Source organism: Paenibacillus sp. TC-CSREp1, assembly GCF_050171015.1.
GTDB lineage: Bacteria > Bacillota > Bacilli > Paenibacillales > Paenibacillaceae > Paenibacillus > Paenibacillus silvae.
Window position 1 is genome coordinate 328,254 of record NZ_JBNOKM010000007.1, and the last position, 13,296, is coordinate 341,549.

Here is a 13,296-nt window from a genome sequence, read left to right on the forward strand (position 1 = left end):
ATCCTACTATAAAACATATTGACCCAAAAAAACAGAGGTACGTCTCAGGAAAATATAAACCTTCCTCCCGTTAAATATGCATATACTCGTTTTTTTCTGGCACACTCTGGCAATCCTGATGAGAAAGCACAAGGACACAGGCCCCTTCATGTCTTAGTGTCCTATATTATGGTCTGATCAAGATCGAGGAGGAAGAGAATCAATGAGTGACAATGAGCCGTTAAAAACAAATCTACCGCCAGCTCCGGAGTCTCTATGGCGTGCAGCGAATACATTCGATACCTATCCCAAGCTGACAGAAGATACTACGGCAGACGTAGCTATTATCGGAGCGGGAATTGCAGGCATTACGACAGCCTATCTGCTTGCACAGTCCGGGCTGAGTGTAGTTTTGCTTGAAGCGGGGAAAGTGCTTGACGGTACGACTGGTCATACGACGGCCAAAGTATCCGCACAGCATGGAATGATCTTTGATGAAATTATGCATCATTTCGGGCATGAACAGGCACGGATGTACTATGAAGGCAACGCCGCGGCCGGGGATTGGATGCGCAAGCTCGTTAAGGAAAAGCAGATCGAATGTCAATGGGCCGATGAGGATGCCTACGTCTATATTCAGTCAGAAGATAACATCAAAAAGCTGGAGGTGGAGCTGACCGCGTATGGCAAGCTGGGTGTTCCCGGAGAATGGGCAGACCCGCTCCCCATCCCGGTTCCGTCCAGAGCAGGAATTCGCATGCCGGGACAGGCCCGATTTGATCCTCTTGCTTACCTGCACTACCTTTTGACATCAGCTGTCAAACAAGGTGTACGTGTCTATGAGCATACAACCGTAACCGATGTAGAGGAAGAAGCTTCGCTGCGTATCAGAACGTTTGGCGGCTCATTTGTCACAGCAGAGCATATCGTGGTTGCTTCTCATTTCCCTGTATACGATCCGGGGTTTTACTTTACCCGGCTGCATGCCGAGCGTTCCTATGCGGTAATGGTTGAACCCGAGAAACCCTATGCAGGGGGCATGTACATCTCAGATGATAATCCGGCCCGCTCACTCCGCGCTGTCATGCATAACGGCAAAGAGCATATTCTCTTCGGCGGGGAAAACCATAAAACCGGACAAGGCATCTGCACCTTCGGACATTATGAGCGGCTGGAGCAATACGCGGCGGAAACCTTCGGTATTCGCAACATCCCGTTCCGCTGGTCCGCACAGGATCTCATCTCCATTGATAAAGTGCCTTATATCGGACCTATTACCGGGAGACATGAACGAATCTATGTCGCTACCGGTTTTGCCAAATGGGGGATGACTACAGGCACGATGGCTGGACATTTGATGGCTGATCGCATTACCGGACGGCATAATCCGCATGCAGACGTTTTTGATCCCGCAAGATTCAAGGCTGACCCGGGCATCAAAAACTTTATTGTAGAAAATGTAAATGTGGCGAAGGAGTTAATCGCCGGCAAGGTCGGCATCGTACACAAAAATATAAATGAGCTTGGCAGCGACGAGGGCGCTGTCGTGCGTTATAACGGCAAACGTGCTGGTGCCTATAAAGATAACAGCGGCAAGCTGTTCCTTGTGGATACAACCTGCACCCATCTGGGATGTGAGGTCGAGTGGAATAAAGGCGAGCGTTCCTGGGACTGTCCATGTCACGGCTCGCGTTTTAATTATGAAGGCCATGTCATTGAGGGACCTGCGATAGAAGACCTGCCCCTCCTGGATGTGCAGGAACAGTAATCTTTTAAGCAGACGTAACTGACTGCAGCATCAAGATGAACATCCCAGCTTGGGCAGCCAAAATAGACACCATGTGCAAAAAATGTACGGACTACATGCGTACATTTCATCTCTTAGACCGGATCGGTTCTCCGTCTCCAGACGGAAGCAAACGATCCGGTTTTCTCGTATGCTTAATTCTATAGGTGAGCAGCAGCAGCCAAAAATGATTCAGAACTAATTTATAGACACTACCTTGCATTAAATAGTACCGGGTGCTATGATGACTCCAACACTACTGAATAATACATACTAGTATCATTGAATCAACCAAGGAGGAACCTGTGTGAACGTAAATACCCAGTTCAAAAAAGGAGTGCTGGAGCTGTGCGTCCTGGTCTTGATCCATCGTCAGGATCGGTACGGCTATGAACTGGCCCAGGCGGTCTCCAAGCATATCGAAGTGGCCGAAGGTGCACTATATCCTTTGCTTCGCCGGCTGGTGAATGAGGGGTACTGCACGACCTATCTTCAAGAATCAAGCGAAGGTCCTCCGCGCAAATATTACCGCTTGTCTGATACAGGCCATGAATATATGACGGCACTATCAGCAGAGTGGAACGCCTTTGTGCGCAGCGTGACCAACCTAATGGAGGAAGGAAATCAAGATGAATAAAAAACAATTTATGCAGTCGATGGCCCTGTATTTACGTCCGATGGACGAAGCCGAACGATCTGAACTGCTCGCAGATTACGATCAGCATTTTGCCCTTGGGCTGCATGAAGGCAGAACCGAGGAAGAGATCGCACGGGAGCTGGGGCACCCGGAGCAGATTGCACGAGAAGCACTCGGTGACCGTTATGATGCATACATACATGCTGACTTGCCTGCTACGGACCCTTTCTACGCATCAACGTTCAAAGAGATGAAACCCGCGAGCAACCCTACAAGAGCCACCCGCAATTTCTTCACAGCTGTCGGACTGCTTTTTCTGAATCTGATGTTCGGCATCCCCATCGGTTTAACCCTGTGGTCGGTGTGGCTCACCATTGCAGGCATGTCTTTGCTGGCTCTTGCCCCTGTCGCTGCCGCTGTAGATGCTCTATTTCTGAGCCAACTTGAAAAAGCAGAAATTTTCGTATCCATTGGCCTGTTTGGTCTCGGCATTCTTTTTGCGATTGCATCCAAATATGTTTTCAGAGCATTCAAAGTCCTTACTATAAGCTATATTCGATGGAATCAAAAAGTAATGAAAGGGGATGCTCCTGCATGAGCACGAAAAAATGGCTGGCACTCGCAATCATCTGTATCGGAATAGGTTTGTTTGGAACGTCTATGTACGGCTTTCAGTTCGGAGATGAACGGGAGGCATATAACAAACGGTGGGATTTCAAGCCTGGGGAGCTGCAAAATGTCCGAATGGATGGCGACTTTAATGCCGATATCGAATTCATGGTCAGCCCGAATCAGAATGCGTATATCGAAGTGGATGGCCAATGGGATCAGGATATGATCAAAAGTTTCGAACAAGCGAAATTTGCCAATGGTACATTTGAGCTCTCGCAGAATCAGCGCATACGCTGGCAATTTTTCAACCTGAATTGGGATAAACAGGAGGCACGGATTACGGTAGCTTTACCAAAGGGATATCCACTGAATGATGTTGTCTTGAAATCCTCTTCAAGTGACTGGAATCTGACCGGGCTGAATGCTCAATCACTGGAGATGAAAAACTCGTCAGGCTCCATTCGTTTACAAGAATTAAATGTGCCCAGAATCGAATTGTCACTCACCTCTGGAGACATCGCAGCTTATACCATTCATGGCGATATGACGGTCGAACAAACATCTGGCAGCTTCAATGCAGAACAGGTTACGGGAAAGGTGAACAGCCAGATTCATTCAGGAGATATCGAGATCACCCGATTAAACGGTGCTACTAATGTCGAATTCACCTCGGGCAGCATTTATATTGAGCAGTCACAATCCGCTCCCGTAAATGTATCAGGAACATCGGGAGATATCTTCATTCAGGCAGCGCCTGATTTTGACGGTATTTATGATGCCAGAGCGACTTCAGGTGAGGTTAACGTGCCGGAATCCCCGATGGTAAGTCAGGAACTGATCAAAGCACGTACCACCTCAGGCAGCATCAGGATTGTGCAGTCACGCTAGATTGTTTTATGCAGTTAAGTTAGATTGTATTGTACAGTCCGCATTAGATTGTAATGACGCATATTTCCGATCGTTGGGTAAAGTATAGTATAATCAAAAGCCAACCCAAATGCTGAGGAGGATTATTCCCATGGAACTTAAAAATAAAACAGCCATTATTACTGGAGCAGGTAAAGGCATTGGCCGTGCCATCGCTGAAGCACTTGCCAAGGAAGGTGTACATCTTGGACTGATCGCCCGCACAGCTTCCGATCTGCAGGCCCTGCAGGAGTCTTTAAGCAAGGAGTATGGCGTGAAGGTAACAAGTGCAACAGCCGACATCTCCGATCGTTCACAAGCCGAAGCCGCTGTAGCAGCGATTGAACTGGAACTTGGAGCCGTCGATATCCTGATTAACAATGCAGGCATCGGCAGCTTTGGTACGCTGCTGGATATGGACCCTGAAGAGTGGGAACGCATCCTGCATGTCAATGTGATGGGTACATACTACGTGACACGCGCCGTTCTTCCAAGCATGATCAAGGAGAGCAGCGGCAGCATCATTAATATTGCTTCTACTGCAGGTGAGCGTGGATTCGCTACAGGCTCTGCTTACTGCGCTTCCAAATTCGCAGTACTTGGCATGACCGAAGCCCTGATGCAGGAAGTTCGCAAATCAAACATTCGTGTAACGGCACTGACACCAAGCACGGTGAATACTGAGCTCGCTGTGAATGCCGGACTGAAAATCGGAGATGAGGATCGCATGATGCAAGCCGAAGACGTAGCCGAGCTTGCGCTGGCAACACTCAAGCTCTCCGACCGTGTCTTCGTAAAAGCGGCAGGGATCTGGACAACCAATCCACAGTAAGTTTCAAGTGCTTTTTTGGATTAAAAGAATGAAGCTACCACTAGAACTCTGGTTGGTAGCTTCATTCTTTTGTTATATATGTTACAATCTGAAACTGCATTTGATATAATACTGAGATAGGTATTAGTGTACGAAAGGTGGGCAAGCTAAATGAATATAAATGTTGTAAAACGTTATGAGAAGAGGGTTTTGTCCGTGAAAAAATACACTCATAAGAAAAAGCTTATCGCATTTATGAATGCCAAGGCCTCACTTGCAATTGAAGGGATGCATCTTACACCTTCAGAAGAGAAATTAATATTGGAAAGATCAAACGGTAAGATGAAAAATGATGAATTCCTTGCTCACGCAATAGAACTTGCACGAAATGTATGAGCAAAGCCATTCAAAATATTGTTATCCCGACAGTGAAGTACTAATAAATGTTCCTGGTTTCAAAGAACAAAAGCAATTAGATGCTTTTGACAGGATATTAACAATGGATCGGCTTAGATTATTACATTTAAAACCGTTAAAAGGTAATTTTGATCGTTTACACTTATGTAATATTCATAAATTTTTATTTGAAGGTATATATCCTTTTGCTGGTGATTATCGAACTGAGGAAATTGGGAAAGGTTCCTTTCGGTTTGCAAATGTACACTATTTAGTACCTGAAACTGATCGATTACTTCAGGAGCTAAAACTTGAAAATTTCCTTATAAATTCAACTTATGATGTATTTACCGAAAGATTAGCTTATTATCTTACTGAATTAAATGTCCTTCACCCTTTCAGGGAAGGAAACGGAAGAACACAACGAGAGTTTATTCGTACGTTGGCTCTTGAGTCTGGTTATCATCTTGATTTTACGTCTGTTAAGGCGGAGGAGATATTGCAGGCTATGATCGAGTCTCCTTATAAAAATTATAAATTAATAGATATTTTCAGAACTATCACTAAGAAATTAGATGAGTGATTCTCTTAATTATTGGTGATTAAGATAACAGAAGGTGAGGGGCAGACGTCTCTCACCTTCTGTTATCTTAACTGTGAGCCCGACTTCGTTTGCAGAACAGAATACAGTATTTCCTACCATGTTTCTCTCCCACCCCTGCACTTACCTATCCAACAGATGATCCAGCTCCAACTCCTTGGATACCGCAATCAAGACCACCGCTGGCTCATCACCTATATTGGTAACCTCATGAGGTACGATCGCATTCCACGTAAATGAATCTCCCGCTTCCAGCGTTTCCTCATCTTCTCCCTGTTTGGCCCGAATCACCCCTTGCATCACCAGATGGCTTTCCTCTCCCGCATGTTTGCTGATACCTGTAGAAGCCCCTGGCGGTAGTTCTACTATCGACATGCGCATAGCACCTTTCGCTGTTAACTGCTGTACCTTGATCTGCCCGCTGCCTGCTGTGGTCTCTTTACGCTCATGCTTGCGCACTACATTCATACGCTGCTCCTGCGTTAACAGCAGGTAAGGCAGCGGTACGTCGAGATAGTCCGCAATGCTTTCCAATGTAGCAATGGACGGTGAGGTTTTGTTATTTTCCACGTTGCTGATAAAACCTTTGGACAATCCTGTCCCCTCACAGAGCTGCATAATCGTAATCTGTTTCTGTTTGCGTATCGTTCGAATGGCCAAGCCAATATCCATGTTACCGCCCTCTCTTCTATCTTACTGCCGTTTCCTTGGAATCAAGATTCAACCGTTGACTCTACAAAAACAAGGCGATTGCCGAATGGATCAGTAATGGTCATTTCCCGTGAATCCCAAGGTGTTTCTTCAATACCAGGTCTCGCATATTTATATTTTTGCAAAGAAATCCGCTCATGCAGCTCCTCCAGATGCTCCGTCTCAATGCGTAAGGCTGCACCAGGAGTACAGTCTCCGTGATGTTCGGACAGATGAATGACAATATCATCCTGAGAAACCTGCATGTACAGCGGCATATCAGCCTCAAAGCGATGTTCCCAGTCCACTTTGAACCCCAAGTAATCCGTGTGAAATTCCCTAGCCTTCGCTTCATCAAAAATTCTAAGAATAGGTACGATATGTTTCATCATCTTCTTCACGTCCTCCTCTACAGAAATAAAAGTACAATACCGATGTTCGTTCCAAGTTCCCTAATACAAAACATATTTTCATCATACAAAATAAGTGTTGACCCTACAATGAAATCATGATAAATTTTGTTCATCAATAAGAATATTATTTTCACATCAGTGAACTTTATGCTACAGGTCTATTTGTTCAATCGGCATTGAAGTTGCTTGTTTTATACAAAAAACTCACACATAACCCTTATTCCATCAGGAGGTGCATTGGTTTGAGCTCTTCTTATATTCATGAGGTGAAGCTGCCTCTTCATTACGATAAAAACAAGCAGTATCCGGTTATTTTTGCGCTGCATGGCATGGGATCGGACGAACGGGACATGCTTCAATTAATGGAGCCTTTGTCTTCCGATTTCATTATCATTGCCATCCGCGGTCCTCTTGTACAAGGCGGAGGATATGCATATTTTCAGATTAAAAGTATAGGAAACCCTATCCGCGAGCTGTACGATGCCTCGGTTCAAGGGCTACAGCACCTCATTCTTGAGCTGTCGGCTCAATATGCAATCGATCCTGCTCGTCGTTATATTGTTGGCTTCAGTCAGGGCGCCATCATGGCGATGACGCTGTCCCTGATCATGGGGGATGCCATTAAAGGCATCGTTGCTATGAGCGGATACATTCCGCAGTTCGTAAAAGAGGAATATACGTTGCAGCCTTCTCCTAACCTGTCCGCATTGATCTCACACGGCGATCAGGATCACCTTTTCCCGTTACACCTGGGTGAAGATAATGCTGCATTTTTCCGTAGCTACACCAATCATGTCACTTATATGCCTTATAAGGGCGGTCATACAGTCACTCCTGAATTATATGCCAAACTCCAACACTTCCTTCGGACGGATGCTCAGGTAACTGCCGAAGATACGAAAGGAATGAACGAATGATGATGCCATCCCTATTTATTGCTCATGGCGCGCCTTCACTGGCGCTGGAGGAGAATGTATACACTGAGTTTTTGCAAAAGCTTGGACAGGAGCTGCCGAAACCGAAAGCCATTGTCCTGTTCTCGGCACACTGGGAATCGACTACACAGCTTGTATCGTCAGTCCCTGACACCTACGAAACCATCTATGATTTTGGCGGTTTTCAACCTGAGCTGTATCAGATCAAATATCCGGCTAAGGGTCATGCCGAGACAACGTCCGAGGTTGTGAAGCTGCTCACCGAAGCAGGCATTTCTGTACAAACGGATGATACCCGCGGCCTGGATCACGGCGCTTGGGTTGTGCTGCGCCTGCTGTATCCTGAAGCAGACATCCCGGTGGTTGCCCTGTCCGTCAACCGTTATCTGACGGGTGAACAGCAATATCAGGTCGGGCAAGCTCTCGCTGCTCTGCGTGAACAGAATATTCTTGTCATTGGCAGTGGAGGTACGGTACACAATTTGCGCCGCCTGAATTGGGAAAGTCAAGGCGTTGATTCATGGGCCATGGAATTCGACAGCTGGATTCAGGATAAGCTGGAGCGCTGGGATACGGAAGCCCTCTTCGCTTATGACAAACTCGCTCCATCCGCTCAGGCAGCGGTCCCTACACCAGAGCATTTCGTGCCGCTTCTGCTGGCAATGGGTGCAGGTGATGAGAAGAAACAGGCCTCCCTCTTGTTCCGGGCGTATCAGCTCGGTAACCTGAGCCTATCCTGCTGGAAATTTGAATAAATAAATTACATGTGAAAACGTGAGTTGCAGGGTTTCCCTGCTGCTCACGTTTTTTTGGATTGTTTGGAGATGAGAAACTACCGATGACACCGACTTCAGCTGCACTTTTACACATTCCCATTAGTTCATTCTATAGAGGCACCACTTGGGTCTATAGTTTCTTGTACGTGCTTTTGGAGTAATTCTATACTAGTAGAGAGAAGATCATGCTGTAGATGAACCGCCTGAACCAACTGAGCTAGTATGGATAAAATTATTGAATGATCTGAAAATCACTCTCTCGGGGAGGAATGCATGATGTCAGGACCAACGCCAGAACAACGTATGGATGAACTTATGGATGAGTTGCTGGAGCTGCTGGAAGAGAAGGTACAGGACGAGGAAAACCTGGAATTGCTCGAAGCCTACAGGGAACGTGAAGGGGCAACAGACGAGCAGCTGGATGCGTTCGAGCAGCATTACGGCATTCGTCTGCCAGCAGATTTACGGGCATTTTACAAACGCAAAAATGGCAGCGGATATGCCTTTCATGTCCTGTTTCCAGGCGATGCGGCACAGAATGAGGACCACGTCTTCTATATGTTATCGCTGGAACAAATGCAGCAGGAAAATGACGGTACGGTTGAGATTCGTATGCAAGACTATTTTACCCCGGATGAGATGCATGAACTCGATCCCCGGATCAAGCCCTATCTTCATCAGAAATCGTGGATTATCTTTGGCAAGCTTGGAGGCGGCTCGCTGTATCTGATGCTGGATTTTGACCCGACAGAGCAAGGAACGTACGGGCAGATCATTATGTTCGAGCATGACCCTGACTTTGTCTATTATGTCGCTCAAACGTTCACGGAGCTGCTGGAGCAATCCAATCGCAATCTGCGTGAGATAGAGATGATTGAATATTAACTTGAGGTAACTGGAGAATGCCTATGTCGAACAGATGATGATATGACCATTTTTTCATAATGCTGGGAGATGTAAAGGCGGTTATAATAACATTTAGTGGAAATGCACAAGCTACCGGAATAAAGATTGTCTTTCTACATCAACTACATCTCTGGGAGGAACTACCGAAGTGGCTGAACAACCGAAGTCTGAGAGCTTTATGTCTCTCGTCAAAAAAGGAAACACATCCTCCGCTGTAGCCATGGCCGGAAACGCCATACTTGCGCTCTGTAAAGGGGGAGCCTTTTTGCTCAGTGGCAGTGGCGCCATGTTTGCATCAGCAATGCACTCTCTGGCCGATGCCATTAACCAAGGGTTTGTTTTTGTCGGCAGTGTGTTATCCGAAAAGCAGCCTACACGCCGCTTCCCGACCGGATTCGGACGGGTCATCAACATTTTCTGCATGATTGCTGTCATTGTGGTGACCATCATGGCCTATGAAACGATTCACGAAGGCATTCATCTGCTCCGGCATCCTGCCGGGCACTCGGGGGATGGTCTGTGGATCAACATTGGCGTACTTGTGCTGAATATCCTGATTGATGGGGCTATCCTCATCAAAGCGATGAAGGAGATTCTCAAGGAAGCCCGTGCTCCGAAAGCAGCAGGCTTCGGACTCGTTCCGGCCGCAATTAAAAATGTAGGACGCGCCGCGCCTCCAACCCGCCTCGTATTCTACGAGGATGTCGTAGCTGTACTCGGGGCAACCCTTGCGCTGGTATCTGTCGTGGTCATTGCACTGACCAACTTTGCCCTGCTGGACGGTATTGTCACGACCATCATCGGATGTTTGATGATCGCTGTAGCTTTCCGTGTCGGCTATGACAACATGATTGGTCTGATCGGTGTCGCTGCACCGCAGGATATCGAGGACAAAGTGTCCCAGATCATTCTGGCAGACAGCCATGTGGCTGATATTCAGATGATGCGTATCGTTCAGGAGGGCCGCTATTACCATGTCGAGGGCCTGATTGAGCTGACGAAGGGACTCACCTTGGCCGATGCCGATGATATCAAATTCCGCATACAGGAGAAGCTGATGCTGGACCCTGATATTGCCGACGCGGCGATCTCTATTATTGAGGATGACGGCGTAAGCAGCTGGGACAAGAAATCTTCGGATATCGAAAAATAAAGAGATCACTCACCAGCGCCCTGCAAGCCGCTGAATAACGTGAGATGATCAACAATCTGTACGGAGGACAAAGAGACGAAACAGGCGCTTTATCCTGTATCGTCTCTTTTCTTTTACGTTCCACTCTCTTCGCGCAATTATCGCCCCTGCTTCATACCCATTTGCATCACTTTATCCAGCCACTTCTGCCGGAATGCTTCCGTGGAATTGCGGACTGGACTAATGTCGGTCACGCGTACCGGGGATACACCGCTGAATTTAAGGATGTTGTTTTTCATGAGTCTGTGACCCGCGTTTCCGTATACCAATGCATTGTACAAGCGGGGCGTGTCGGAAGTTACGATGAGCTGTGCAGACTTGCCTTTAAGCAATTTGTCCCAAAGCACTGAGTTTTCCCGATATCTCATGGCAAATCCGGGCAGGAATATCCGGTCAATAAACCCTTTCAGCACAGCAGGCATCGTTCCCCACCACATCGGATAAACAAACACCAGATGATCCGCCCAGCGGATCAATTCCTGAGCTTTCAGCAGATCGGGCTCCAGCTCTGTCCGCTGACGATAGCCATATCGCAAATTTGGATTAAACTCGATCTCGCTGAGATCGATCAGTTCCACAGACGCTCCCGATTTTCTTGCTCCCTCTGCGTATGACGTTGACAGTGCTTTACAATAACTTTGCGGGTCAGGGTGACCGTTAATGATCAGAATTTTATTTGCATTCATCCTTGTGTTCCTCCTGTATAATAGAGTTCATAAAAGCCGATGAAACGGACATATCACAAGCATAGAATGAACGAAGGCATATACCAATGATCAACGGCGCTGAATCATTGCGGATTCGCGCAAACGGAGGAATTATGAAACATCTCAATCAAAGCGTCTCGATTAGCATGGTGTACCCCATTCTGAAAACGCTGGTGCACAAAGGCTTCGACCCCGAATCTTTTTTCAGAGACATGGCAATTGATCCTGTCATGACGGAGAACCCCGATGCACGAATTCCCGTCAACGAACTGGAACGAATCATGCGCCGCGCCGCCGAGTATACAGATGATCTGTATTTTGGGTTAAACCAGGGGCTAACGTTGGATTTTGCGGACCTGGGCCTGCCCGGATACGTCATGATGCATTCCAAAACGATCGGGGATGCGCTATCAGCTTATCAGCGGTATAACGATATTATATATAGTGGATTTCAACTGGAGTGGGAGATAAATGGACCGGATGTAATCATTCAGCTGTCTGTGCAAAATGACAATATGCCCATGTCCCGTCATTGTGTCGAGGATATGGCTGTTTCGGTGCTGCATCTGATCAACAAGCTGGCTAATCGCCGGGCAGTCGTGAAAGAGGTGCTTTTCTGTCATGATGCGCCTGATGCTGCTGGTGACCTGTCTCCTTACATCACTTCATTCGGGGTCACCCCTCAATTCGGTGCTGCTCACACGCGCCTGCGGTTGTCCCGGGATATTCTGACACAGCCTGTATTGTATTCGGATGCCAGAATGCTGAAGGTTTTTGAATCTATGGCGGAGGAGACCAAAGCCGATTTGTATGCTTCACATCCCTTCTCAAGCAAGGTGAGTGGCTGGATCATGGAGAGTCTGCCCTCCTTCTTTCCCACATTACAGCATACCGCAGCGCATCTTGGCGTGAGTATTCGCACACTTCAGAGCAGATTGCGTGAAGAGGGCACCACCTTTAACGAAATTTCTGTCCAGGTACGGAAACAAATCGCACTTCGATATTTACAACGAGGAACCTACTCTGTCGGAGATATTGCGTATGCCCTGCATTTTTCAGAGCAAAGTGCCTTTCAGAATGCGTTCAAAAAGTGGACTGGACAAACCCCCGGACAATACCGGGCAAGTCTCGTCAAGACCGGGCTGTAACGGTCTGGATGCACGTCCAGTCGTTATAATTAACGATACAAGTTGAACGATTCATTAACAGAGTAACGAAGAGGAGCAGAACATCAGGACATATGATGGGGCGATTACAGATACGGCATGACTTCAGGCAGCTTACCTAGACTTTAGTCTAGGTTAAGTTTAACGCCAAAGACGGAGGTTGTTGTTTTCCAGTCCATGGTATGCTGTGAGTAACGAAAATCATAAATACATACGTACGGAACGATGATTCCATATTCAAAAAAAGGAGAGACATTATGGCTAAACGTACAATTCTCGCGCCTGTCCTGATTCTGCTTGGTGTATACCTCATTCTGAATCAAGGGGGCAGCCTGGGGCCGGGCACGATCTTTGCGACCTTCTGGCCCACACTGTTTGTTATTCCGCTCGGACTGTTCTTTCACTGGATGTACTTCTCCATGATCGGCCGAGGGGTCGGGATGCTTGTTCCCGGCGGCCTGCTTCTGACCGTAGGTATCGTCTGTCAGATCGCAATGCTGTTTGATAACTGGGGTACGATGTGGCCGGGCTTCCTTCTGGCACCAGCTGTAGGTCTGTTTGAGCTCTATTGGTTCGGGGGGCGTAATAAATGGCTGCTCATTCCGATTAACATTCTGACGGTTCTTTCGCTGTTATTCTTCACTGTCATGTCCATCGGCTCGGTATTAAGCAACATGAGCTATGTTCAGCCTTTTGTGGCTATTGCGTTGATTGTGGGTGGGGCTTGGATCATCATGGGCCGCAAAAAGCATATGTAGTGGCAATGATGTAAGATGCAAAGGC

General features: G+C 47.2%; 16 protein-coding genes. 13 read left to right on the forward strand and 3 right to left on the reverse strand.

The features are described 5' to 3' along the window. Window positions 1-202 precede the first annotated feature (202 nt). The 7 genes from ACQSGY_RS13025 to ACQSGY_RS13055 all read left to right on the forward strand — a co-directional run bounded on the left by ACQSGY_RS13025 (window position 203) and on the right by ACQSGY_RS13055 (window position 5,710). Window positions 203-1,747 (forward strand): FAD-dependent oxidoreductase, encoded by a 1,545-nt coding sequence (locus tag ACQSGY_RS13025; protein WP_427052185.1) that lies wholly within the window; start codon window positions 203-205, stop codon window positions 1,745-1,747. 325 nt (window positions 1,748-2,072) lie between these two features. After that, window positions 2,073-2,402 carry a PadR family transcriptional regulator gene (locus ACQSGY_RS13030; protein WP_248063169.1) on the forward strand — a complete coding sequence of 110 codons (330 nt, stop codon included), beginning with the start codon at window positions 2,073-2,075 and terminating at the stop codon, window positions 2,400-2,402. Next, window positions 2,395-3,000: an HAAS signaling domain-containing protein gene (locus ACQSGY_RS13035; RefSeq protein ID WP_427052186.1), complete on the forward strand. Its 606-nt coding sequence runs from the start codon at window positions 2,395-2,397 to the stop codon at window positions 2,998-3,000. The genes ACQSGY_RS13030 and ACQSGY_RS13035 overlap by 8 nt, the downstream gene beginning before the upstream one ends. Continuing rightward, the gene (locus tag ACQSGY_RS13040) at window positions 2,997-3,902 is read left to right on the forward strand and encodes a DUF4097 family beta strand repeat-containing protein (protein ID WP_427052187.1); all 906 of its coding nucleotides are present in this window, start codon (window positions 2,997-2,999) and stop codon (window positions 3,900-3,902) included. Before ACQSGY_RS13035 ends, ACQSGY_RS13040 begins: the two co-directional genes overlap by 4 nt. Window positions 3,903-4,032: 130 nt before the next feature. Next, window positions 4,033-4,752, forward strand: a complete 720-nt coding sequence (locus ACQSGY_RS13045) for a 3-ketoacyl-ACP reductase (RefSeq protein ID WP_427052188.1) — start codon at window positions 4,033-4,035, stop codon at window positions 4,750-4,752. Between the two features lie 150 nt (window positions 4,753-4,902). Beyond that, complete coding sequence (locus ACQSGY_RS13050) at window positions 4,903-5,127, forward strand: hypothetical protein (protein ID WP_427052189.1); 225 nt, start codon at window positions 4,903-4,905, stop codon at window positions 5,125-5,127. Beyond that, complete coding sequence (locus tag ACQSGY_RS13055; RefSeq protein WP_427052190.1) at window positions 5,120-5,710, forward strand: Fic/DOC family protein; 591 nt, start codon at window positions 5,120-5,122, stop codon at window positions 5,708-5,710. The genes ACQSGY_RS13050 and ACQSGY_RS13055 overlap by 8 nt, the downstream gene beginning before the upstream one ends. Before the next feature lie 141 nt (window positions 5,711-5,851). Here the strand turns inward: ACQSGY_RS13055 and ACQSGY_RS13060 are convergent, their stop codons facing one another. Beyond that, window positions 5,852-6,400 carry a helix-turn-helix domain-containing protein gene (locus ACQSGY_RS13060; RefSeq protein WP_427052191.1) on the reverse strand — a complete coding sequence of 183 codons (549 nt, stop codon included), beginning with the start codon at window positions 6,398-6,400 and terminating at the stop codon, window positions 5,852-5,854. A gap of 41 nt (window positions 6,401-6,441) precedes the next feature. Next, a complete protein-coding gene (locus ACQSGY_RS13065) occupies window positions 6,442-6,810 on the reverse strand; it encodes a glyoxalase superfamily protein (RefSeq protein WP_427052192.1) in 369 nt (122 codons plus the stop codon). A gap of 263 nt (window positions 6,811-7,073) precedes the next feature. On the opposite strand from ACQSGY_RS13065, the gene ACQSGY_RS13070 reads away from it, so the two are divergent. The 4 genes from ACQSGY_RS13070 to ACQSGY_RS13085 all read left to right on the forward strand — a co-directional run bounded on the left by ACQSGY_RS13070 (window position 7,074) and on the right by ACQSGY_RS13085 (window position 10,601). After that, complete coding sequence (locus ACQSGY_RS13070; protein ID WP_427052193.1) at window positions 7,074-7,748, forward strand: alpha/beta hydrolase; 675 nt, start codon at window positions 7,074-7,076, stop codon at window positions 7,746-7,748. Next, window positions 7,748-8,521, forward strand: a complete 774-nt coding sequence (locus ACQSGY_RS13075) for a DODA-type extradiol aromatic ring-opening family dioxygenase (RefSeq protein ID WP_111270622.1) — start codon at window positions 7,748-7,750, stop codon at window positions 8,519-8,521. The genes ACQSGY_RS13070 and ACQSGY_RS13075 overlap by 1 nt, the downstream gene beginning before the upstream one ends. A gap of 294 nt (window positions 8,522-8,815) precedes the next feature. After that, window positions 8,816-9,427, forward strand: a complete 612-nt coding sequence (locus ACQSGY_RS13080) for an SMI1/KNR4 family protein (protein WP_427052194.1) — start codon at window positions 8,816-8,818, stop codon at window positions 9,425-9,427. Window positions 9,428-9,626: 199 nt separating this feature from the next. Continuing rightward, window positions 9,627-10,601, forward strand: a complete 975-nt coding sequence (locus tag ACQSGY_RS13085; RefSeq protein WP_253299142.1) for a cation diffusion facilitator family transporter — start codon at window positions 9,627-9,629, stop codon at window positions 10,599-10,601. Between the two features lie 137 nt (window positions 10,602-10,738). Here ACQSGY_RS13085 and ACQSGY_RS13090 read toward each other — a convergent pair whose 3' ends face one another. Then, window positions 10,739-11,326 carry an NAD(P)H-dependent oxidoreductase gene (locus tag ACQSGY_RS13090; protein ID WP_427052195.1) on the reverse strand — a complete coding sequence of 196 codons (588 nt, stop codon included), beginning with the start codon at window positions 11,324-11,326 and terminating at the stop codon, window positions 10,739-10,741. A 134-nt stretch (window positions 11,327-11,460) separates the two neighbouring features. Between ACQSGY_RS13090 and ACQSGY_RS13095 the strand changes: the two genes are divergently transcribed. Together ACQSGY_RS13095 and ACQSGY_RS13100 are read left to right on the forward strand one after the other, a co-directional pair. Beyond that, window positions 11,461-12,495, forward strand: coding sequence for an AraC family transcriptional regulator (locus ACQSGY_RS13095; RefSeq protein ID WP_427052196.1), 1,035 nt, complete (start codon window positions 11,461-11,463; stop codon window positions 12,493-12,495). Between the two features lie 275 nt (window positions 12,496-12,770). After that, a complete protein-coding gene (locus ACQSGY_RS13100) occupies window positions 12,771-13,271 on the forward strand; it encodes a hypothetical protein (RefSeq protein WP_111270627.1) in 501 nt (166 codons plus the stop codon). Window positions 13,272-13,296 lie beyond the last annotated feature (25 nt).

Coding starts and splice junctions, on each gene's coding strand:
- ACQSGY_RS13025 (WP_427052185.1), top strand. CDS start 203: ATGAGTGACAATGAGCCGTTAAAAACAAATCTACCGCCAGCTCCGGAG.
- ACQSGY_RS13035 (WP_427052186.1), top strand. CDS start 2,395: ATGAATAAAAAACAATTTATGCAGTCGATGGCCCTGTATTTACGTCCG.
- ACQSGY_RS13040 (WP_427052187.1), top strand. CDS start 2,997: ATGAGCACGAAAAAATGGCTGGCACTCGCAATCATCTGTATCGGAATA.
- ACQSGY_RS13045 (WP_427052188.1), top strand. CDS start 4,033: ATGGAACTTAAAAATAAAACAGCCATTATTACTGGAGCAGGTAAAGGC.
- ACQSGY_RS13050 (WP_427052189.1), top strand. CDS start 4,903: ATGAATATAAATGTTGTAAAACGTTATGAGAAGAGGGTTTTGTCCGTG.
- ACQSGY_RS13055 (WP_427052190.1), top strand. CDS start 5,120: ATGTATGAGCAAAGCCATTCAAAATATTGTTATCCCGACAGTGAAGTA.
- ACQSGY_RS13060 (WP_427052191.1), bottom strand. CDS start 6,400: ATGGATATTGGCTTGGCCATTCGAACGATACGCAAACAGAAACAGATT.
- ACQSGY_RS13065 (WP_427052192.1), bottom strand. CDS start 6,810: ATGATGAAACATATCGTACCTATTCTTAGAATTTTTGATGAAGCGAAG.
- ACQSGY_RS13075 (WP_111270622.1), top strand. CDS start 7,748: ATGATGCCATCCCTATTTATTGCTCATGGCGCGCCTTCACTGGCGCTG.
- ACQSGY_RS13080 (WP_427052194.1), top strand. CDS start 8,816: ATGATGTCAGGACCAACGCCAGAACAACGTATGGATGAACTTATGGAT.
- ACQSGY_RS13085 (WP_253299142.1), top strand. CDS start 9,627: ATGTCTCTCGTCAAAAAAGGAAACACATCCTCCGCTGTAGCCATGGCC.
- ACQSGY_RS13090 (WP_427052195.1), bottom strand. CDS start 11,326: ATGAATGCAAATAAAATTCTGATCATTAACGGTCACCCTGACCCGCAA.
- ACQSGY_RS13095 (WP_427052196.1), top strand. CDS start 11,461: ATGAAACATCTCAATCAAAGCGTCTCGATTAGCATGGTGTACCCCATT.
- ACQSGY_RS13100 (WP_111270627.1), top strand. CDS start 12,771: ATGGCTAAACGTACAATTCTCGCGCCTGTCCTGATTCTGCTTGGTGTA.